Raw genomic sequence first — 21125 nt, 5'->3', positions numbered from 1 at the left:
GTGTTCTCTTCTTTGTACTGCATGTATGGCCCCTGAAAAAATAATAGAAATGCAAGGGATTTCAACGATTATTGGTTTTGACTTGCTTGATGACAATACATACAAAGGCACTATCAGTTTGTTACAATTTGACCGAAAAGAAGAAAAGACGAGTGTAACCCTTTCTGCTGACGGAACGACTAGTAAACAAATTAGACAAAAACTAGAGGAACAGACAAGCCATGACATTACGTCTGGTCAATTAAGGACCATACTGTTTAATAAAAATATGGCAGAAACAGGAATTTCTTCTTTTCTGGATACCATGCAACGAGACAGCATTATCAGTTCTTTAATCTTTTTGGCCATTACTGATAATGCTGAGGAGACGATTAACAATACAAACTATGAAGAATATCCCGAAATGGGATCCTATATCTACCAACTATTGGATAAACACGAAAAAAAAGAAATGTTAGTCAACTCCAACTTACATGATTTTATAACCACACTAAATGAAATTGGTATCGATCCTACCCTACCCATGATAAAAAATTCAAATGGGGTAGCACCATTTATAGATGGTGTTGCATTATTCAAAGAAGATAAAATTGTTGGATCTATTTCGTTGATAAACACCCTTTACATAAAATTATTCACAAATAATAAGGCATTTTTAGGTGATATAACTTTAGAAATTGCTGCTGAAGAACTAGAGAAAAGGGGTATTGCCCAACCTCTTCCTAAAAGTGATATTTATAAGATTACACTTCATCCAATAAAGTACAAAGGAAACATTGAAATAAAGAACGAAGAATTGGTTCATTTAAATGCAACGATTTCCGTTTCAACATTAGAATTTCAACCATATACTTCTTTGAAAAATAAAGATTCACTAAACAAAATGGAGCTACTAATTGGTGAAGCCCTAAACAATGAATTTGGACATATACTTGAGGAATTAAAAAATTTAAATACGGATCCCATAGGTATCGGAAGAAAAATAAGAAGCATTAGAAAATATTCCCATTTAACTGAGGGGGATTTAAGACAAATATATTCAGCACTAAAGATAAAACCAAATATAAAGGTGGAAATTAAGCGAACTGGATCAGTTGACTAACATTTAGGAACAAAATCGCTTACGCGACTTAACCACGGCCCATGTATTGATTATTCACTGGGTCTTTTTTCTTGCTTGTCGCATGGTACCATTGAAAAAGGACAGGGTACCTCCACTTCTTCAATTTTTTAGAGGTCGAAATGAAATCTTCTATAACATAATCTGGAACTTCATCTTCTTTTCCGCAATAAATACATCTAAAAATAATAAATTCTATTTCTTCATTTAAGCCGAATGAGATGAGCCTTTAGTTTTCTATTCGGATAAAGCATTTTTCATAAATATCTATTGCTTCAATTTGTAGATTATTTAAATCAATTTTCAACTCATCCTCACGCTCTTCATCTTCTTCACCCAACCAACAAATATAGATTTCACAATAATCACCTTGTGGAAGTAACTCTTTTAGTAGGTTACATAAATAGAGTAAAGTCTTTTTGGATTTTTCGTAGTTATGTGGTGAATGAATCTTTTGAAATTCATTCATTCGCCAAATAGGATGACCATTTTCAGAAACTTCATAAATATAGGGCGTAGTAAAATGCTTCTGCTTAACTACATTACGATTTTCTTCATCTGAAAAAACATAATCAATTTCAACTTCATCCTCTGTATAATATTTATTAAGTTTTAATGCAAAATTTACACCAATATAGGTTGCCTCATTTTCATAAACTCCTTGTTATTGGGTGACTTTCATATATTCCCTCATTGTTTATTCAAAGCTTCTTCAAGTAACCTAACCCGTTACTTTAAGTACATATTTTCGCAAAGTCCTCTAAAGATGAAGTTCTTTACTGCGCAGTATTTAGTCAAATCCGAATTAAGACATTTTTTCATAAAAATTAGCTTGGACATTCACCAGAAATTCTAAAAAAATGAGTATATATTTGCCATTTAGAAACTGTCCGAAACCTGGAAGGGCAATGCTCCAAAATAACACTTCCTTTTCATTCTTCACATCATTTTAACCCTTTGCCAATTCTTTTCGGCCTTCTGCCAATGGTGGTTGATCTATCCAGCCATTCTTTATCATAATATTTACTCAATCATTACCAATCTTTAAATCACCCATCATTGCCATCATGTACTTTGGTGATAAATCCCGTCTTGGCGAGGATGCCCACCTCATTCCATAATATACCATTGCTGTTGAGAATAAAAATCCAATTTGGAACATCAGTAGCTTATCAGAAAATGGTGATATCGTAGAATCCGTAATTTCAGCATCAAAAATAGGTGGACTTGGAAGATTTTCTGCAAGCAGAGTCTCAAAAAACGTTTTAACATGCTCCTCTTTCGTTTTTGCTGCTTTCTCTAAGAAATTTTTAACTTTATCGTGCTTCGCAACTTGTTGTACGGAAACTATAAAGGCTTTTGCAATTAAACTCTTTTTTAGATTAAAATAAATATCTGCAATTTCAATACAACTTAAGGCTCTTTTTTCTCCAAGCCAACCAGTTAAGAAATTGTTATCTTCTACATAGTCTGCTCTAGCAGGGATATTTATCACTAGAGGACGATAATACAGACCTTTTTCTTGCAATACATTTTTTGTACGATTACATAATTCAACTCAAACAAAAAATATCAGAGTAAAGTCGAGGAGCATTTGGTATATAGTCATTATCCGTAAATCCAATTGGAATCGTGTCCGCTCACTCTTCAAAAACTCTGTTATATGTCCTAAATGTATGGTGCTGAGAGACATTGCATATTCAAATACACCTCTTATGTCAATATCCTATATATGTTCGATCATATGTTTGTGAATACATATACTTGCTGTTTCGTTCATATACTGCGTCCAAACTGCGGCAATCTCAGCGGAAGTTAATTTAGCATTAGATGTGTTGTCCATTTATACACCTCAATGTTTTTATTTATAAGGTGCCCTAATCACTTTTCGAAATACAACTATAAAGGAATAGTTCATGGTTCTTTGTCTAATAAATATCTTAGTATTTTAATCACACTAAATCTTAATGTGGAGATAGATACTTATGAATATTTTAATTAGCTTGATTATTAGCTTAGTTAAAATGGGAATTCAAGTTACACAATCGTTAGACAATATACTCTTAAGATTAACAAATTTATTAAGAGTTCCATCTCTAACATAGGTTTTGATTTCCTTAAGTATCTTTAATTTCACATTGTTTTCGGTGGGCATAAATTGCTCACCTTTTTTTATTTAATTAAACTAACCCGTTGAAAAACAAATTAATTCGGTAATGGTATCGTTAGAGGATTATTTCAATCGAACTAAGAATATAAAGAACTATAAGTCCGAAAATTGGAGTGTGAAACATGATACATGATATAAAGGAATATGTTAACTATTTAGATGGAGTTCATAAACGAACAATGCAATATTTGAAAACAATCCCTATTGAACTTCTAGATTGGAAGCCTTCTGAAGATAAATTTTCTACAGGGGATTTATTGCGACATATCGCATCATCTCGATTGATGTTTCTAGGTATAATTGAACATGGTTATTGGGTATACACTGGACATGATACCGGCAAGGGAACAACTATTGAAGATATTTCAAATTATTTAGAGGAATGTCAGATTAAACTGAAAGAGGGTCTATTAAAAGCTGGAAATGATGTATTAGCCAAAAAAGTTTTAACCCTTCATGGTCATGAAGTTAGTGCTTGGCGAATACTTATGGCAATTCCAGAACATGAAATCCATCATCGTGGACAAATCTCTACTTATTTACAAATAAACAAAATTGAACCTCCTCAAATTTTCGGCTTAAAAATTGAGAATGTTAAAACAACATTATAATTTTATGAAAGAGCTTTGGAGATCATTATGTATCCAAAATTGTGTATAAAAGAAAAGGGGGATGAAGTTATGGGATTAATACAACCAAATTGTGAAATACGCAGACATGAAGCTACGGTACAAATTCAACAAAATCCTGGGACTACTGCTATTGTTTTTCAGGATTTACTGATAACCACTATAAGGCAATGGTTAACATTCTTCTCGCGGGAGGAATATTTACAGGTAATGTACAGGCTCAAGTGCTTGTGATATCACGGACAGGAGAAAATAACCTATTTGATATTCCGCCTTCTGGGTCCATCGCTTTTCAAATAGAAGATAGTGCATCTATCTCTATTATAAATGTTTCAGATGCAGTGGTTAGCGGTGAAATGACCATTGTAAAAGACTTCTGTATTTGCTGCCCTTAGTTACCATTACAGAGGCAATAATGGTAACATACTAAAAGTCCAAAGAAAATAATTCTTTGGACTTTTTAGTTCTGAAAAAGCCAGGAGGAGATATTTCAATGACCACGCCGTCTACATTAACTGATCCGTAAGGCAACTATTCAGCAATAAATATAATACTTATTTTTGCCAAAACATTCATCGGTAAATTGCCAGAAACACGATATGTTATCAGAGCAGATGCAGCCAATGATTGGGATATAGTTCTTTAAGAAGATTGAAATGGATACTAAAAATAGAATTGAACACCCTATGTTTAGCATACCTCAACATAGCAAAATGGATTGTCATATAACCAGACAACCCATTTTTTTGTTAATTATTCAATTCCAACGTTTCATTAATGTCTGTCGTTTTTGAATTTTGCCCTGTCATACGTTTATAATAAAAGAAAATCTTCTTTATGAAGTTTCCGCCTTCCTAGTATTCGGCTGCTTCCACATTTACTTTTATCAAGATAATGTTAGGATCATCGTAAACTTTGCTCCACAATTCCTTTTTCTTGTCTAGTTCTTCAACGATTTCCGCTCTTCCACGCACGGAAACATAAGATTTACCTACATACGCTACATTAACATCTTGATTATGTAATATTTCTTCATATTTATTCGTCTCTTTTTTCGTGAAAAACCATAAGTCGCCATCAAACTCTACTTCTTGTGTTTTCATTGGACGAGAAACAAGCCCTTCCTCAGTAGCTGTAGTTAACATGGCGGTGTCTATATCTTTAATCAAATCTCTTAATGTTTCAATTTCCTCTTGTTTCATCATGTTAGACAGCTCTATCACCTCTTTCATGGTAATAGACTCTCCCTCTATACCAACTTATATTCAGGTATAACGATTACTAATCCTACTCTAATGCTACCTTCTCTTCAGGAGTTGTTTCAAAATAATCCAACATGCCGCCTCGTTAAAATTAATTGTCATCACCAACGTTTCAAATGTATTTCTTCCTGTAAAAAATCTGAAAATATGCAATAAATGTATAAAAACTTGTATATTTTCAGCATATTGATGATTTAGGCCAATTAAACAAAAGCCCCCCAATAGTTTAAGTGTACCATTTCACATAGTAACAGATTTCTCTATCTCACTTTCATATGTTATAATCGTTATAACAATTATAACAAGGATGTGATTTTTTGGAACAATTTGAAAGAAAGGTTACTAAAATTGGAAATAGTTTTGGAATTACCCTTCCCACTGAATTACTTAAACAAGTTGGCTTAGCTCAAGGAGATGATGTCCGAGTTGAAGTGAAGGATGGAAAAATTATTTTGAGAAAAAAAGAGCAAGTAACACTTCCTGAAGGTGTCGATGCAGAATTCATGGATATTTTAAATGATGTCATTAATGAGCATGACAAAGCGTTTAAAGGATTAGTGAACAGATAATGGATGAAGTCATCTATCTTACAACAAACCAAGTGATTGCTATTAATACGGTACAAATTCGTCTATATTCCCCAGATGAACCATTAGGTGTAAAAGATCCAAACCTACTTGATTCAGCTATTAACCGCCCAAAACAATCCGTGTTTGGTAGTGATGCTTATCCAACTATTTACGAAAAAGCAGCGGCACTTTTTGAATCCATAGCTAAGAACCATGCCTTTCATAATGCGAATAAGCGAACAGCCCTTGCTTCCTTAATTGTCTTTCTGAAAATAAACCATTTTCGGTGGACTATGGGAATTGAAGAAGAACAAGACTTTACAGTTGATGTTGTAAATCATAAATACACGTTCGAGGAAATTGTTTCAACAATAATAAAACATACAGTAAAACTGTAAAACCCATTCTCTATTCAGCTTGAAATGGATTTTTCTTTTGTATTTTTATTAAGATAAGCCCCTGTTAATCGAATAAGAATTCTGCACTATTCAACTTACACTGGATATTAAATCAGCAAAAAATTATATTATATTGCCAAATTCATCACAGTTAAATTCGATTATAAATTCTTTTTCAAAAGATAAATTATTCAATTCGAAAATCCCTTCAATTTGAATCCTATATTTTTGACCATCATTTACTAAGGAAGCTTCGTAGGAAGTTTGCTCCCACTTACCACTAGAGCTTGCTAGCTTTGATGAAACATTGTCAACTGTTACAAATATTTGACGGTCATGTTGCTCCGTTAATTGAATAAGGGTGCAATCATTATTGAAGTAAAGCTACCCTTTAGTTTATATTGTTCTCTGTTGGTTTTTCTTTATAAAAACTTGTTATAAGACTAAAGCCAACAAGTAATCCGTATAAAGGAAAAAGCTTTGTCTTGAGGTATGGCACTGCAAAAAAGGAAGGTAACTTTCCAAATGGTAAATAATTTATAAAGAAATAAAAGTATAGGAACAGGGCAGGAACAAATATTATTAGGAAATATAGAGTATTGAATTTCAATTTCCCTTTAATATGAAATCTCTCCTGACAAGCAATATATCCCAAAAGAATTCCTACTGGTATATAAGGTAATCCAATATAAAATATAAAAGGATATGTTTTGTAATATAGTTGCATATGAAATGATATTTTACTGTGTATTATCATTGCGATGATAAGGCATATAAAAAAGGATAAAATGAGAAAAAATTGCTTTCTCGATATCATATCGACTCCCACCTTTACAAAAAAGTTACATTTTGATTTTTGTTCGTATACTGTGAACTGGCTATAACCTAAAGAATTTTGGCAAAACCACTCACTTTTAACCTATACCTATATATACGGAATACAACTTCTACTGTTTCAAAATTCAGAACAATATTACTGCACTAACCTGCTCCAATAGTTTAAGTGAATAACTTCACAAACCTTACGCTGCTAAGTAAATATCTTATAGACAAGTGTTCTTAAATGAACTGGCCTGATTCATTAAGAAGAGCACAATTCTTGTTCTAGAATACGATTGCGCCCTATTGCGGAAAATCATCCCTATTAAATTAATATTGGAGGAGTGTTTATAAACGAGTACAAATGCGTAATTGATTTCCATCTGGATCAACGACTGTCATCATGCGAAGTCCTTCAAGATCATCATTTGGAGGTTCCGTAATATGAATATCTTTTTTACTCTTTAATTCGTCGTACCATTTATCAACATTGGGAACAAATAAGTGAATTAACCCACCAGTTTCGCAGTCTCCAGTATGTTCAGTTAAATAAATAGTCATTTCATCCTTAGTGATCTGAACAAAAACAGGAAAATTAGGTTCAAACCGATGCTCCCAATCGATTTGAAAACCCATTCCTTCCACGTAAAACGCCTTACTCCTTTTATAATCAGTAATGCGGAATGCAGGAACCACTTTTTGCATATTGACATCCTCCATGTCAAGTTATTTCTATTTTTCAACAAAACAGATTAGATAATTCTGTCTCTTTAGTCTTTTTTAAAAAATTTCCACTTAAAAATCTGTTAACCAGTAAACCTTGATAATCTGTCCCTTAAATGAAAACAGATGTAGAAACGGGCCCTTTTATTGAATATTTGTTTACTCTCCTAAATTTGTTAACCATTTACGCAACTTTGCTTTAGGGAAATATACCTTATCTTTTATTAAGATGTGTGGTATGTCTGGATGTTCCTGAATTAAATACTTTACATCTTCTTTCGAAATCCCCATAAAGTGATGTACATCATTTTCCTTTATCAATTCATGTTCATCATCTTCGTCAAAGATTTCACTAATACCTTTAGTATCTGGATTCTTAAAGTTTTTCAGGCCATTACCTATAAAATATCCTGCAACAGCAATGCCTAAAGCTATCCAAATAGAATCAAATTCCATGTTGATATCCCCCTAATTTTTAGATAATGTTATTCTACTAAATGGTCCTATACATAAGGAAAAAGCGCAATTTCTACGATGGAATCACGCCCATTAATTCAATAAGAAACTTTTGATTACTACAAATAAAATAAATATAAATACAACTATACTTAGCCATCCATACCCTTTTTGTCCCTTTTGAAATTCTCTTAATCCCATTACCAACATCGTTAATCCTAATAACAACATCATATATGGTTGGAACTTAAAATCCTCAGTAATCAATCCATACCCTGCAAGTAAAAAAACTGTTTTTGATAAAATAATATGCAAAAACTTTAACAATTAAAAATCTCCTTTAATACAAGTTACCAGCCTCAGCCTTCCATCTTTAATGCTACCATATGCTTTTGTTTGCTTGGTTTTGTTAAGGTAAAAAAAGCGATAGCTCCAATAAGAGAAGTTATAAACAATGTTGCCCCCATCGGAACGGCCGTCGATTCATCAATGCCAACAAGCGGCGAAACAAATGAACCAATTAACAGAGGCAATAGACCTAACAAGGCACTAGCGCTTCCTGCCCTATGACCTTGTTTCTCCATCGCTAATGTAAACGAGCTTGTTAGGATCATCCCCATCGTCGTCATGTAGATAAAAATTGGGATGACAAGTGACGCAAGCGGCCCTTGAATGATCGTCATGATTAACAATACGGAAGTAGCAGCTACTGCTAAAATAACAGCCATTCTAAGTAAACTTCTTTCATGGATAATCGCACTAAAACGTCCAATCAGAAAGCTTCCAGTAATAATAGCGAGACCATTGATGCCAAACAAAATACTAAACACTTGAGGAGAAACTTCATAAATCCCCTGGTAAACAAAAGGAGTCCCCGATACATAGGCAAAGCTGCCACCATGGATAAATCCAACTGTTAACGCATAACCAATAAACGATCGATCTCTCATCAAACTTCCCATTGTGCGAACAGAGTGACCAATTGAGCTAGGTGTCCGCTTTTCAGGGGGAAGGGTTTCTTTTAGTTTCAGTGCAATCGTCAAGACGATTAGTAGTCCTATCAGTGCTAAAAAGTAAAAAATTGTATTCCAACTTGCAAATGGTAAAAGCAAGATGGCTCCTCCAGCCATTGGAGCGATTAACGGCGCAGTCGCATTTATAACCATTAACAGGGCAAAAAATTTCGTCAGCTCGCGTCCACTGAATACATCACGTACAACCGCACGTGAAAGGACAATTCCTGCTGAAGCCGTAAGCCCCTGTAAAAATCTAGCTGCAACGAAGGTCGTAATATTTGGTGCAATCGCACAAAAAAGAGAAGAAAAAGCAAATAACAAGATACAAACCAATAACGGCTTTCTTCTCCCCTTGGCATCACTAATGGGCCCAACGATTACTTGGCCAACCGCAAGACCGACCAAACAAGCGGTTAAGCTCAATTGAACGAGTGAAGCACGAACACCCAGATCATCCGCAATTTCAGGAAAACTGGGCAAATACATATCAATATTAAGAGGACCTAAGATTCCCAGCATACTGAGAAGAAAAGCCAACCCTAACCGTTCCTTACCTGTCGGGTTTTGTAACAAATCCCCCATCTCCTCTCCTTAAAAACATACCCACATATTCTAACATAAAAGGAACCATTGCAGGGAAGATTTAAGGGCGTGGGAAAACATACATGTGGAGATTTCTGCTTGTACATGCCTTTGAAAACGGTGATTAAAAACCTTTGCAAAACCTCGAATCAATTTGGAATCTTTGGTTGATTTTCCCTACCATAATCCCAAGCTAAAACGGATAATACTTGTATTCCTGAAGTATATTTTAATCGCCCTAAAATTACTTGTATCTTTAAGATGTCATGTATCTTAGTAGATGGTATATATCTATTAATATATCCTTTTCTCAGGTACAACCCCTCTAACTCCTCCCCGAGGATCCTCCATATCTCCTTCATACCGAGGAATAAGATGAACATGCAGGTGAAAAATCGTTTGACCAGCTGTCTCTCCGCAGTTGATCCCGATGTTATAGCCCGCTGGCGAAAAGGTTTCATCTACCATTGCCTTACACTCATCCAATAACTCAAGAATGGCTATCTTCTCTTCAGGAGTTGTTTCAAAATAATTAATCATCTAAAACTTCTATCATATTTAGAAGATTATATTGCCTTCCAAGTAGAAGCTTCATGAAATTGAGCAATTGCTAATTACTTGATTACTGAGATTACTGTAATGCGTCAGAGTCTATTTTAAAACCTAAAATTGTAATTTTCCCTTTAGTTAGAGTTACTTATCCTGTATGACTATTATAGTCACACTATTTAAACATCAAACTTTGAAATTAATAAAATAAATTGTTTCAATGTGTTAATTCGGCTCAAGGTTTTTATTTCCTTTGTTTATAATGTGCGGTATATGTCAAATCTTTGAAATGAGACAAAGACTCTAGTAAGTTCTAGTCTCTTATTTTATAAATTGTGTGTGCATATCATTTAAAAGACCAAATCACTATGCGAATTGGTCTTTTAAATGATATGCTATTTTAACCTTTTCTTCGCAAAAAAATTGAAATGCGTGAACATGCATACTTCTACTTTCTTTTTATCTTTCATAAGTTGCAAGTAAAACCGCACGACCAAGTGTATGACCTAACATATTGAAGCCGAGTAGCGCTGGAGTGGCACTATCAGGTACACCGATGTCTTCAACATCTAATGCATGTACTACAATATAATAACGATGAACCCCGTGTCCAGGTGGCGGCGCTGCACCCAAAAAACTTTTAAGACCCGCATCATTTGCTAACTGATAAGCACCTTTTGGCAATCCTGTTCCTTCAGCGTCTCCAGAACCAGAAGGTAACTCAGTTACAGAGGCAGGTATGTTTGCCACTGCCCAATGCCAAAAACCAGAACCTGTTGGTGCATCTTGGTCATAAATTGTAACGGCAAAGCTTTTGGTTCCTTCCGGGGCACCCGACCACGATAACTGAGGCGATTTGTCTTCTCCACCTTCAACTCCAAAAATACTTGATAATTGAGGCGTGGAAAAAGCCTCTTCATGTTTGACATCTACACTTGTGACTTCAAAATTAACAATTCCAGGTATTGTTGCGAAATGGCTGTTTGTCATCTATCTTTCCTCCTAATTTTGTATAGTTCAAAATGATTATATCGTAAGAAAATTCCGAAAACAATGATAATTACCAAATATTTTCACAAGAAAATAAGACAGTTTAATATTCTAACAAAAGAAGAAAACGAGGAAAACGAGGGGTCTGTCCCCCAAGGTGCTAAAGTATTAACGCGGTGGGGGACAGACCCTGAATTTCTAGAGATAATTAACGTACATAACTATATGAGTATTATCCAAAGTATATCTTTTTGAATAATATTTGCAGGCACTGTCACTATCTTTAATAAAAAGGACCTAAAAGGCCCTTTTATCAAAAAGTTAGATTTTTAATTGGGATGTTATTCTGCTCACAATAATCATGGTATCTTTTCATTCTATAGAAAATATCATCTTGTAATGTAACATTTCCATCCTCATCAAAATACTCAATTACACCACTTAAACTAAAAAGTGTAATGTTATCTTCTTCCCCAACTACTACTAGAGTATGGATATCTCCAGGTGGCTCATAAACAAAAGTCCCCGGCTTGGCTATCCATTCTCTTTCAAGATATCTCCACGTACCTTGAAGAGTATAGGCTAAAACAGTTCCTCCAGTATGTCTATGGCGTGCATTTCCTTTTCCTGCTTTAAATTTAGTAATGTGAATCCAGTTACCTGTTGTTAAATCAAATCTAACGGGTTTAAAAAAAACATCATTAGATCCTTCAAAAGTAGGAACCCAAGGAATTTCATTAACATCGATTGCTTGGTCCGATAAGTTAAATTTCTCAGTGAATTCATTCAAATCTAAATTTTTCATTTTATTTCCCCCCTGATTAAAATATATATTGTGAATTTTCATAATTTTATATTATTACATTATATTATATATATCCAATATATTTTTATATAATAATTAATATATATAAAGTATTAATTTAGGAGAATTCAAAGTGGAATTACGTCATTTAAAGTATTTTAAAACAGTAGCTGAAGAATTGCATTTTGGAAGAGCAGCAAGGCGATTAAAAATGGCACAACCGCCATTAAGCCTTCAAATTCGCCAACTAGAAGAAGAAATGGGGGTATTACTCTTTCATCGGACAAAAAGAAATGTGGAGTTATCGGAGGAAGGAAAAGTCTTTTTAGAAAAAGTTAATCAAATTTTAGAGAATCTCGATGAAGCTATTGAAACTGTAAGAAGGTTAAACCGTGGAGAAGTTGGAGAAATAGCAGTTGGTTTTATTGCTACAGTAGCTTATGGTATTCTTCCGACAATTATTAAACATTACAGACATAAATATCCTGAGGTTCATGTGGAATTAAAACAATTAACTTCCGCAGAACAACTCAAAGCTTTAAAAGAAGAAACCATCCAGATTGCAATACTTAGCGAACCCACTGACAGCGAGGAAATTAATTTTGAAGTAATTAGAAAAGAGCCTTTTGTAATAGCTTTACCGAAAGAACATCCTCTAGCTACTGAAACATCCCCAATTGAACTTATACGTTTAGCTAATGAGCCATTTATTATTACGGGAAGGAAAGCAAATCAAAATCATTACGATATGGTGATTAATAGTTGCTATCAAGAAGGGTTTAGTCCAATAATTAAACAAGAAACAGAAGAAATGTTCACTGTTCTTTCTTTAGTTGCTGCAGGGATTGGTATAGCATTAGTACCATCTTCAATGCAATTACTATTACAAAACGATGTTGTATATCGTAATATAAAAGATTGTAAATTTAATACTGTAACTGCTATAGCATGGATAAGTGAAAATCGATCACCAGTAGTTCATACGTTTATTAAATTAGTAAGAGACTCTGTTATTCCAATTCTTTCTTAAGCGAAATACTACAACACCAATATTTTTACACCACAACAAGTTATCAATTGTTTATTCATTAAAAAAATAAAAAATGGTGCCTGTCCCCCAATATACTAAAGCATTAATGTAGCGGGGGACAGGCATCAGATTCTTAAGGTGCTAATTTATTAGCTCGGTGGGGACAGACCCTGAAATTCAGTACCAGAATCAATAAGATTTAGTTATCTTTACTCACTTTTTCTCCGTAAAAACCTCTCCAGCCCTACATCACAACAATACACATAACACCCTTTCATGCCTCTTGTCATGAGCGTTTTATAGGTATTCTTCACAAGATCAACGAGCGGGTCAGGCTGGCCTTTCTTAGGTTTTGCTGGTCTAGCACCTTTATCTTTGAACTCTTCTCTTCGCACAACCAGCGAATCGGTTTCTTCATCATAACCTAGATCTTTCCCTATGATTACGCCAACATAATCCATTTCCAACCCTTGAACAGTGTGGATGCAGCCGATTTGATTGGCGCATTCTGGGTGGATTGCCCAGTCAATCCGATTTGGGTCATTCCACGGCAATGCAAAATCATGCTCCTCGATAACCACATCATCAGCCAATTGCCCACTTTTCACATTCTTGGTCCAGTCCCATGCATAGCCAGCTAAGAGCCTTCCACCTCTCTGATCTACAATCTTTTCCTTCAATTCATGAGGATTTGACAAAACTTTAAACTCAAAATCACCTTGCAGCGGTACTTCCTCATCGCTTTCGTTAAAGATACTTTCCAGCCATTCAATATAGTTACCAGATCCAGAGCAGCGAAACTGAGAATCCAGCTCGAGGACGTGTATATTTGCCCCAAGCTTTTCAGCTTCCTGTTGCAGTAATTCTATACTGCCAATATCCTTTTTAGAGATTTTCTGAAAGTCGTCAATGAAAAACACACTGACACGTGAGGATCTGATAATTTGCGTAGCCTGATTCTCACCAGGGATTTTCTTTTTCATATGTCCATGCTCTTTTAGCCGGTGGGCTTCATCACAAATTAACACATCAAAGTAGTTTTCAGGTGCCTCTACATAGGAAGCAGACCCCTTAAACAAATCTCTGACCTCCACATGGCCAGAAGAACCAATCAGCTTTTTCCGTAAAACCTCTCTAAAAGCCTGATTCGGTGTAATATATTCTACATAGGCTCTCGATTTAAGCATGTAGCTCATGAGATTCAGACCAATCACTGATTTTCCTGTGCCCGGTCCGCCTTTAATCAAGATCACATGCTTTTGATCTGTTTGTGTTTTCGTTTTATTGTAGATACTGACCACTTTTTCATAGGCTACCTTTTGTTCATCTAACAGGACAAATTCCTCATTACCTTCTATGAGAGATCCAACCGTCTCTACTAACTTCTTCGAAGGGCGAATCTTTCCTTTTTCAATTGTCTCCGCAATCTCTTTTCCGTTCCCTCTGGCAACCATCATTCGAATTCTATGAGCGAGTTCCCGATCACTAAATTGGAAAAAGATTGGAGATTCCAATAAATATTCTCGATATCGCTCATCTAGCAATGGTTCACCATTTTTAGCTCGTATGTAATTATGCAGATAGGCGCATGAATGAAGCTGAATCGATGGATCATTATAAAGCGACTCATTAAAGTTTAATAAATATCGCTTGTAGGAAGTCGCTTGATAGGCAGGATGAACCGTCTCCCTTTCACGTCCTCCTAAAAAGGTGCGAACAATGCCATCCCCGTCCGCAACCTTAGATTTCTGCCATTGCTTCAGTTCAATAATGACGGCGTTCTTTTTCCCTTTATCATCCTGACCTGTCACAATGAAGTCAATCCTTTTCTCTGAGGAAGGCAGCTTATATTCAAGTAAGACATGGGTGTCCTTTTTCAAATTGGCATCACGCAGAACTCTTGCCATTTGAGGCAAAGAATTTTCCCAAGACCTTAATTCGCTGGCTGAAACCAGCTTATTCATTTTTTTATGTACTTTTTCCTTGAGCACATAGCCGATTTTCTTTTCGTAGACATGCTCTAAAAATGCTGATGAAGTTTCATTATAGATAATCATAACTGGTCCCCAACCTTAAACTTTTTCCAAACCTGTTGATCACGAAACGCTAGTATCCACTGACGAATTTCCTTCACGTCGCTATCCCCTTTGTTCAAAACATACATTTACCTTATTTTAACACTTAAATCACCATTTAAGTCATCATAAAAGTGATCAAGATAGTAAAAAAGCAGGATAGCGACCGCCTCCCTGCTACAATTCTAATAATCTCTCTTTGAAGTCAGCTTCCCAAACGAGGCATTGCTTATTTTCACCATTTACCATTCGTTCCTCCTGAGTAAAAAACGGCAGCAGCTTCAGAATGGCTAACGTTATTCTTGGTTGTGCACCTGCTTTTCCTTGATTTACTTGATCATGTTCAACCATCTTTTTTACGATATTATCAAATGTTCTCTTCGTAATTTTTGGGGTATTACCAGTGGAGAGAACCTTTACTTGTATAGCATGATCGTCAATACTAATAATCTCAAACAAATTTTCATTTTTAAAAATTTGAATCTGTTGACCCACATATAAAGTAGATTGGATTTCTTTCCATATATAACTTTGCAGTTTTTTAATTTTTTGTTCCACCTCAACGTTCTCCTTTCAGAAATTCATGTTATGTAAGACTCTTAGAAACTAGTTACTAAATAGAATTCCCACTCTGCGCAAATAAGATCTATAGTGAACTTTCAGAAACTCTATAAAACCAGGATGATGAAAATCAACGGGTTCTTCCAAAAAAATCGAGATAAAGACGGCATCATCATTGTTTATTCTAATTCTTGTATGGGAGCCATCGAAATCTCCATAAGGGATCCCATACCCTTCTACCATATCTCTCGTAATATCGCCCTTAAAGTGATCCATTGCAATATTAACTACATTGACATTCCAATCCACCTGCATCCACCTTTTATTTCGGTTCTTATTAGGTACATAAATGCTATATCGGTTATGTCTGGTTTCTGTTGGCTCCTTCATTCTTTCATCCGGAAACTGGCTCTTTACTAACTCCCAAAAACGATAAGCAACTTCCTGTGTGTTCATTATGCTTCCTCCAAACCTATAAAAATAAAAGACTACAAACAAGCCATTTCATATCTATAACCATCGATTTCACTATTACTTTAGCACCTTAAAATGCAAAACACCCTCATAACGCTTTATTTGGTGTTCTCGCAAACGACCTTTTCCTTTAATGGTGAGAAGCAACTGGTCGCTATTTCTTCTGATTTTAAACTGGAAGTCCTTTCTTTTTCCTTCGTATGATTTACGCAGCACTTTATCTATTATGAAAGAAGTAGGCAGACAAACAAAATGATCCGGATCTTCTAATATTAAGATCAAAGCTTTTACCTTTCGTTGACGGAATAGATCTGCTGACTTCTTACTGATTTGATAACTAAACACAGCAAACTCCTTTGCCTGATTCGTTTGCCCCTGCTTTGATCTTGTAATCTTAACGATTTGCTTATCATTAAGCTTAAAAACATGTTTCAAAAAGCCACTTTTCAATCGTTCGTAGCTACTGATTACGGCTTTATCTTTGAGTCTATTTAGTAGTTCTTCATGAGGTGATCTTCTCTGATTTATTTCCTCTATTGCTCTGTTTATTTTATTAAGATCTGTAATTAACTCTGAGAATTGATCCCGAATGTTTCTTATCTGTTCTTCCAAACCGGTGTATTCAGTTATTGACCTCCCTTCCTCAGATTCCCAAAACTCACTCTTGATTGTGTGTACTTCTTCCTTCGTCACACTCTTTTCAATAAGAATTTCTTTATTCGAATCTTTTGCTAATCCAAGCCCCTTATTCGTAAAATTAGCGGACCCTAAAAATAACGTCTTATCATCAAACATATAGACTTTCGCATGTAAATAAGGAAGCATTTTAATATCGAATCCATTTTCCTGAAGTGCTAGTATTGCTTCCAGATCAGTAGCGCCAGTAATGTACTCCTCACCAGGAGGAAGAGTAACAAGTTTAAGATCTAGATTCTTATTTCCCATAACTTTAATAATCTCATGTGCTGTCTGTTCTTTTATATACGGCGACACAATGAAAATCGATTTTTGTGCTTTCTCTGCCGACTTTGTAATTACTTCAATTAAATCTTCTGTTAATAGATTCATTGCTATCCCCTCCTAGTATTCACATACTTAATTCTTTGGTAAACAAAAAGTCTAAAACCCTGAATTTTATTTAACGTAATATAATTATGGTAAACTTAATCCTAAACTCACATATGTAAGATATCTATCCTAAATCTTCTCATACCAATCGTTGCAGAACATAAAGCATTTTTTTGCGAAGTTGTTCATATCCATTTTTTCTGATCGTTTCTCATTTCCAACGAGCTCTCCCCATTTACATCAAGACGAACCCTACCGTCCTTCCAATGTAAAAGTTCTATATTTAATTCACCCGGCTGATCCGGCGAATTAGCGTGATACAGTTTATCAATTTTTTGAAAAATAAAAATGTAATGCATACTTTTCGCTTGGAAATTTAGAACTCAAAGCATCTATAAATTGTTTCATTTAGGTCACCTCTTATCTACAAATACACACTATTATGACTCCACTTACTCGAAGAAGATCATCGTTGTGTTCTACTTAAATGTTTACATAATATTTTTATAGTTATTGGTTCCGCTACTCTCATTTAAGCATATCTTCTAGAAAGAATATTGAAAAGATTTTCGTAGTAATATGGAGCTATTTATCCTTAGAAAAATGACTTTAACTAAAATAAACATACAATCAAAATAATCTCTTCTCAGGCACAACCCCTCTAACCCCTCCCCGAGGATCCTCCATATCCCCTTCATAACGAGGTATAAGATGGACATGCAGATGAAAAATCGTTTGACCCGCAGTCTCTCCGCAGTTGACCCCGATGTTATAGCCCGCAGGCGAAAAGGTTTCATCTACCATTGCCTTACACTCATCCAATAACTCAAGAATGGCTAGCTTCTCTTCAGGAGTTGTTTCAATGGGAAATGGTGCCTGTCCCCCAATATACTAAAGCATTAATGTAGCGGGGCACATGCACCAGATTCCCCGATTACATCGACACATTTGGTTTCTTCCATTTAAAAATAGACCCTGTTTACAAGGTCTATTTGTCTCATTCCACATTTCCGGCTTGTTTTTCTAAATACTCTCTGCGGATGTCTGATAATGCTTTACCACTTTCTTTATGTATAGCAAACACATAAGTTTGAATACTAGACCATCCATAGAGATCCTTTAACCATTTCTGCATGGAAAGTTCTTTGCCGTCTACAAGCACATTCCCGTTGCTTAGAAGAGTTCCTTCATCTTCACGGTCTTTCGCCATGATGATATCCCCTTCCTTAACAACGCCTCATTCAAACATCGCATCGATTTTAGGAAGGTTGCGCCGAGTTAATTTTTTGCCACCCGGTTACTTTATTCCTGGGGATTTCACTAATAGGTCACATAGTATAATGAGGCTGCCCAACAATTCGATGAAACGATGGCAACAGAACTCCCACCAGAGAAATTAGAAGAAGTATGGGAAACGGTTCAATAACATAACGGTACTTCATTGATCAGGAATACACGTCAACTCAAGAATCAGATGGCTATCAAGTCTTCCAACTTTCTGGTTTATATAAAAATCAAGATGTCATCTTTACCGTAACCGTTGATGAAGATAACCAAATTGCTGGGTTTTTTATCCAATGAGGTTTACATGATGAATCATGGGTTAAGATAAAACAGGCTTGGTGGAAACACTCCAAGCCCTTTTCTTCCCGTCCACAATAAACATGCACTCGAGAACTCTTACTTCTATTCTAATAATTTAACCATTCTGACTATTCTAACCTTAATAGCGCATCTAATGCCTTAACCCCCTGCCCTTTTGGCAACACTTTAATAGGATTAATCTCTAATTCCTCAATTCTATGACCATATTGATTTACCAATGTAATAAGTTTCATTATCATATTCGATAAGGCTTCTATATCATATGAAATATTTTCTCGATAACCTTCTAGTATAGCCCAACCCTTAATCTCTTCCATTAGCTTGATAACTTCTTGTTGATTAATTGGAAGTACTCTCATACTAACATCTCGTAGAACCTCCACAAAGACCCCACCTAAACCAAAGGTTAGAACATGACCAAATAACGAATCTTTATTAAAACCAACAACTACTTCTATCCCTTTATCAAATACAAATTCTTCGATAAGCATTCCCTCAAATTTCGTATCAGGCAGAACAGAAAAAACATTCTTATTAATTTCTTTAAAAGCATTTTTTATATCATGCTCATTTTGTAAGTTAACCTTAACTCCCCCTAAATCAGATTTATGAGCAATCTTTGAAGAATTGATCTTCATGACCACAGGAAAACCAATTTTTTTAGCAGTCTCAACCGCTTCTTCTTCAGTAAAAACTAAGCCTCCCTTTGGGATAGAAATAACATTTGATAATATTTTTTTTGCTTCCCATTCAGAGACAACTCCACAGAAATTCGGCAATTTAATACTCGGAAAAATGATTGTATCACTACATTCCGTAGCTGTTTTATCAGCAATGTAGTCCTTATAGTTATTTTCAAATTTTACGACATTTGAAATAGCTTTAACGCATCTAGAGATATCATCAAAGCAGGGAATACCATTTTTTATTGCCATCTCCTTTGTTTGATGTGATGATTCAGAAGATATTAAACAGATCAACTTATCGGACTTTGTTATAGCATCAATGGCATTTTCTAGAAATTCATGCAGTCTCGTGGAACAAATGACAATTGAATCGAATTCTTCGTCATTAATCACTAGTTCAATACACTCTTTAAAAAGTTCCTTATTATTATTTACTTGTGCAGTGACATCAATAGGGTTATTCGCAGAGCCGAAAGGAGGAAGTTTTTCCAATAACTTTTTCTTAGTGCCTGGAGAAGTCGAAGGAACTTCTAGGCCGGAATCAATTGCACAGTCTGTAATCATGATCCCATTTCCACCCGAAGCGGTTACAATTCCCACTCGATTACCTTTGCATTTTTTTCTATTTTGAAATAACTTAAGTGTATCCAACAACTCAGTTTTGTCTTTTACTCTGATAACACCGCTTTGCCGAAATGCCGTTTCATATATGGTATCTGCGCCTGCCAAAGACCCAGTGTGGGACATCACAGCTTTTTGACCGGCTTCAGTTGTACCGACTTTTAGTAAAACCAATGGTTTTCTTAACTCCAGAGCCCTTTTGGCAGCGCTAGTAAACTTTTTCCCATCCTTTAATGCCTCTATATATCCGCCAACTACTTTTACATCAGGTTGTTCTAGCATATATGCTAAGAAATCCACAAATTCTAGATCAGATTCATTTCCGGTAGTTGCCCAATAATTAAAACCAATCCCTTCATTTAATGCATGGTTAAGTAAATTTAATCCAATTCCACCACTTTGGCTTACAAAACCGGTGGTACCAGTGATCGGAATTGGGATAGCAAATGTTTCTGCAAAACTTCCAATGGTACCGTTTAATAAATTCGCAACCCCAAAGCAATTAGGCCCTACCAAATACATATTATTACTATTGGCGATTTCTACAAGCTCTTTTTGTAATTTAACTCCTTCTTCTCCAACTTCAGCAAGCCCAGCAGTAAAAATCACAGCTGTTTTTACATTTTTCTCCGTGCAATCTTTAATTGCCTGCCTAAGACTTCTCACTGGCAATGACACAATCGCTACATCCACATCTTTTGGTACTTCCAAAATACTTTTATAAACTTTTAAGCCAGCAATCTCTTTATATTTAGGATTTATAGGATAGATTTCTCCTTTAAAACGCTGTGTTTGTAAATAGTGTATCGGACGTCCACCGATCTTACTTAGATCATTACTTGCACCAATAATTGCTATTGAACGAGCATTAAACAATTTCTCAATACTATTATGTTTATTCACCTATACATCACCTT

The 21125-nt window shown here is 35.2% G+C and carries 24 protein-coding genes and 1 pseudogene; 7 read left to right on the top strand and 18 right to left on the bottom strand.

All coding sequences use genetic code 11. The features are described 5' to 3' along the window. Positions 1–1102: Ger(x)C family spore germination protein (locus tag CZ487_RS12290; RefSeq protein WP_237562873.1), on the top strand; the 1102-nt coding region annotated here is incomplete at its 5' end. 247 nt (positions 1103–1349) lie between these two features. On the opposite strand, the gene CZ487_RS27505 is transcribed toward CZ487_RS12290, so the two are convergent. The 3 genes from CZ487_RS27505 to CZ487_RS27995 all read right to left on the bottom strand — a co-directional run bounded on the left by CZ487_RS27505 (position 1350) and on the right by CZ487_RS27995 (position 2963). After that, entirely contained in the window at positions 1350–1589 is a 240-nt protein-coding gene (locus CZ487_RS27505) for a hypothetical protein (RefSeq protein WP_237562872.1), read from the bottom strand. Between the two features lie 558 nt (positions 1590–2147). Beyond that, entirely contained in the window at positions 2148–2648 is a 501-nt protein-coding gene (locus tag CZ487_RS12280; RefSeq protein ID WP_077212441.1) for a DUF3231 family protein, read from the bottom strand. Between the two features lie 198 nt (positions 2649–2846). Then, entirely contained in the window at positions 2847–2963 is a 117-nt protein-coding gene (locus CZ487_RS27995) for a DUF3231 family protein (protein WP_077212440.1), read from the bottom strand. 449 nt (positions 2964–3412) lie between these two features. On the opposite strand from CZ487_RS27995, the gene CZ487_RS12270 reads away from it, so the two are divergent. Together CZ487_RS12270 and CZ487_RS26330 are read left to right on the top strand one after the other, a co-directional pair. Continuing rightward, complete coding sequence (locus tag CZ487_RS12270) at positions 3413–3901, top strand: DinB family protein (protein ID WP_077212439.1); 489 nt, start codon at positions 3413–3415, stop codon at positions 3899–3901. 188 nt (positions 3902–4089) lie between these two features. After that, complete coding sequence (locus tag CZ487_RS26330; RefSeq protein WP_139339569.1) at positions 4090–4314, top strand: hypothetical protein; 225 nt, start codon at positions 4090–4092, stop codon at positions 4312–4314. A 354-nt stretch (positions 4315–4668) separates the two neighbouring features. Here CZ487_RS26330 and CZ487_RS12260 read toward each other — a convergent pair. Beyond that, positions 4669–5133, bottom strand: a pseudogene (locus tag CZ487_RS12260) (pyridoxamine 5'-phosphate oxidase family protein). Positions 5134–5498: 365 nt separating this feature from the next. On the opposite strand from CZ487_RS12260, the gene CZ487_RS12255 reads away from it, so the two are divergent. Then, the gene (locus CZ487_RS12255; RefSeq protein ID WP_077212437.1) at positions 5499–5750 is read left to right on the top strand and encodes an AbrB/MazE/SpoVT family DNA-binding domain-containing protein; all 252 of its coding nucleotides are present in this window, start codon (positions 5499–5501) and stop codon (positions 5748–5750) included. Further along, entirely contained in the window at positions 5750–6148 is a 399-nt protein-coding gene (locus CZ487_RS12250) for a type II toxin-antitoxin system death-on-curing family toxin (RefSeq protein ID WP_077212436.1), read from the top strand. The genes CZ487_RS12255 and CZ487_RS12250 overlap by 1 nt, the downstream gene beginning before the upstream one ends. A gap of 1167 nt (positions 6149–7315) precedes the next feature. Here the strand turns inward: CZ487_RS12250 and CZ487_RS12240 are convergent. The 7 genes from CZ487_RS12240 to CZ487_RS12205 all read right to left on the bottom strand — a co-directional run bounded on the left by CZ487_RS12240 (position 7316) and on the right by CZ487_RS12205 (position 12088). After that, a complete protein-coding gene (locus CZ487_RS12240) occupies positions 7316–7672 on the bottom strand; it encodes a glyoxalase superfamily protein (RefSeq protein WP_077212434.1) in 357 nt (118 codons plus the stop codon). A gap of 177 nt (positions 7673–7849) precedes the next feature. After that, entirely contained in the window at positions 7850–8146 is a 297-nt protein-coding gene (locus CZ487_RS12235) for a DNA-binding protein (RefSeq protein ID WP_077212433.1), read from the bottom strand. Between the two features lie 93 nt (positions 8147–8239). Beyond that, on the bottom strand, positions 8240–8473 hold the full coding sequence (locus tag CZ487_RS12230; protein ID WP_077212432.1) for a DUF3953 domain-containing protein: 234 nt from the start codon (positions 8471–8473) through the stop codon (positions 8240–8242). Positions 8474–8505: 32 nt separating this feature from the next. After that, positions 8506–9735, bottom strand: coding sequence for a Bcr/CflA family efflux MFS transporter (locus CZ487_RS12225; protein WP_077215296.1), 1230 nt, complete (start codon positions 9733–9735; stop codon positions 8506–8508). 303 nt (positions 9736–10038) lie between these two features. Further along, complete coding sequence (locus CZ487_RS12220; protein WP_084783243.1) at positions 10039–10284, bottom strand: HIT family protein; 246 nt, start codon at positions 10282–10284, stop codon at positions 10039–10041. 468 nt (positions 10285–10752) lie between these two features. Beyond that, a complete protein-coding gene (locus CZ487_RS12215; protein WP_077212431.1) occupies positions 10753–11283 on the bottom strand; it encodes a YbhB/YbcL family Raf kinase inhibitor-like protein in 531 nt (176 codons plus the stop codon). A gap of 313 nt (positions 11284–11596) precedes the next feature. After that, positions 11597–12088, bottom strand: coding sequence for a 2,4'-dihydroxyacetophenone dioxygenase family protein (locus tag CZ487_RS12205; RefSeq protein WP_077212429.1), 492 nt, complete (start codon positions 12086–12088; stop codon positions 11597–11599). A 133-nt stretch (positions 12089–12221) separates the two neighbouring features. Between CZ487_RS12205 and alsR the strand changes: the two genes are divergently transcribed. Then, complete coding sequence (alsR, locus tag CZ487_RS12200) at positions 12222–13118, top strand: acetoin biosynthesis transcriptional regulator AlsR (protein WP_077212428.1); 897 nt, start codon at positions 12222–12224, stop codon at positions 13116–13118. 209 nt (positions 13119–13327) lie between these two features. Here the strand turns inward: alsR and CZ487_RS12195 are convergent, their stop codons facing one another. The 6 genes from CZ487_RS12195 to CZ487_RS12170 all read right to left on the bottom strand — a co-directional run bounded on the left by CZ487_RS12195 (position 13328) and on the right by CZ487_RS12170 (position 18506). Further along, positions 13328–15175, bottom strand: a complete 1848-nt coding sequence (locus CZ487_RS12195; RefSeq protein WP_077212427.1) for a DUF2075 domain-containing protein — start codon at positions 15173–15175, stop codon at positions 13328–13330. Positions 15176–15370: 195 nt separating this feature from the next. Continuing rightward, entirely contained in the window at positions 15371–15751 is a 381-nt protein-coding gene (locus tag CZ487_RS12190) for a hypothetical protein (protein ID WP_077212426.1), read from the bottom strand. A 48-nt stretch (positions 15752–15799) separates the two neighbouring features. Then, a complete protein-coding gene (locus tag CZ487_RS12185) occupies positions 15800–16210 on the bottom strand; it encodes a hypothetical protein (protein WP_077212425.1) in 411 nt (136 codons plus the stop codon). Between the two features lie 75 nt (positions 16211–16285). Next, the gene (locus tag CZ487_RS12180) at positions 16286–17296 is read right to left on the bottom strand and encodes a phospholipase D-like domain-containing protein (RefSeq protein ID WP_077212424.1); all 1011 of its coding nucleotides are present in this window, start codon (positions 17294–17296) and stop codon (positions 16286–16288) included. A 630-nt stretch (positions 17297–17926) separates the two neighbouring features. Beyond that, a complete protein-coding gene (locus CZ487_RS12175; RefSeq protein WP_272914224.1) occupies positions 17927–18160 on the bottom strand; it encodes an HIT family protein in 234 nt (77 codons plus the stop codon). Between the two features lie 133 nt (positions 18161–18293). Then, on the bottom strand, positions 18294–18506 hold the full coding sequence (locus tag CZ487_RS12170; RefSeq protein WP_077212423.1) for a hypothetical protein: 213 nt from the start codon (positions 18504–18506) through the stop codon (positions 18294–18296). A 230-nt stretch (positions 18507–18736) separates the two neighbouring features. Here CZ487_RS12170 and CZ487_RS27990 point away from each other — a divergent pair, with 230 nt between their 5' ends. Further along, positions 18737–18877 carry a DUF3887 domain-containing protein gene (locus CZ487_RS27990; protein ID WP_419865748.1) on the top strand — a complete coding sequence of 47 codons (141 nt, stop codon included), beginning with the start codon at positions 18737–18739 and terminating at the stop codon, positions 18875–18877. Between the two features lie 131 nt (positions 18878–19008). Here CZ487_RS27990 and CZ487_RS12165 read toward each other — a convergent pair whose 3' ends face one another. After that, a complete protein-coding gene (locus CZ487_RS12165) occupies positions 19009–21111 on the bottom strand; it encodes an acetate--CoA ligase family protein (protein WP_077212422.1) in 2103 nt (700 codons plus the stop codon). Positions 21112–21125: the final 14 nt, after the last annotated feature.

It is taken from the genome of Robertmurraya dakarensis, assembly GCF_900156875.1.
Taxonomy (GTDB): domain Bacteria; phylum Bacillota; class Bacilli; order Bacillales; family Cytobacillaceae; genus Robertmurraya; species Robertmurraya dakarensis.
The sequence above is the reverse complement of the archived record's forward strand: the minus strand, read 5'-3'. Positions and strand labels throughout refer to the sequence as shown.

Excerpts from the sequence above, each read along its gene's own strand:
- CZ487_RS12170 (WP_077212423.1), bottom strand. The coding sequence starts at position 18,506 with ATGGCGAAAGACCGTGAAGATGAAGGAACTCTTCTAAGCAACGGGAAT.
- CZ487_RS12185 (WP_077212425.1), bottom strand. The coding sequence starts at position 16,210 with ATGAACACACAGGAAGTTGCTTATCGTTTTTGGGAGTTAGTAAAGAGC.
- CZ487_RS12215 (WP_077212431.1), bottom strand. The coding sequence starts at position 11,283 with ATGACAAACAGCCATTTCGCAACAATACCTGGAATTGTTAATTTTGAA.
- CZ487_RS26330 (WP_139339569.1), top strand. The coding sequence starts at position 4,090 with ATGGTTAACATTCTTCTCGCGGGAGGAATATTTACAGGTAATGTACAG.
- CZ487_RS12250 (WP_077212436.1), top strand. The coding sequence starts at position 5,750 with ATGGATGAAGTCATCTATCTTACAACAAACCAAGTGATTGCTATTAAT.
- CZ487_RS12270 (WP_077212439.1), top strand. The coding sequence starts at position 3,413 with ATGATACATGATATAAAGGAATATGTTAACTATTTAGATGGAGTTCAT.
- CZ487_RS27995 (WP_077212440.1), bottom strand. The coding sequence starts at position 2,963 with ATGGACAACACATCTAATGCTAAATTAACTTCCGCTGAGATTGCCGCA.
- CZ487_RS12205 (WP_077212429.1), bottom strand. The coding sequence starts at position 12,088 with ATGAAAAATTTAGATTTGAATGAATTCACTGAGAAATTTAACTTATCG.
- CZ487_RS12220 (WP_084783243.1), bottom strand. The coding sequence starts at position 10,284 with ATGATTAATTATTTTGAAACAACTCCTGAAGAGAAGATAGCCATTCTT.
- CZ487_RS12180 (WP_077212424.1), bottom strand. The coding sequence starts at position 17,296 with ATGAATCTATTAACAGAAGATTTAATTGAAGTAATTACAAAGTCGGCA.
- CZ487_RS27505 (WP_237562872.1), bottom strand. The coding sequence starts at position 1,589 with ATGAATGAATTTCAAAAGATTCATTCACCACATAACTACGAAAAATCC.
- CZ487_RS12235 (WP_077212433.1), bottom strand. The coding sequence starts at position 8,146 with ATGGAATTTGATTCTATTTGGATAGCTTTAGGCATTGCTGTTGCAGGA.
- CZ487_RS12240 (WP_077212434.1), bottom strand. The coding sequence starts at position 7,672 with ATGCAAAAAGTGGTTCCTGCATTCCGCATTACTGATTATAAAAGGAGT.
- CZ487_RS12195 (WP_077212427.1), bottom strand. The coding sequence starts at position 15,175 with ATGATTATCTATAATGAAACTTCATCAGCATTTTTAGAGCATGTCTAC.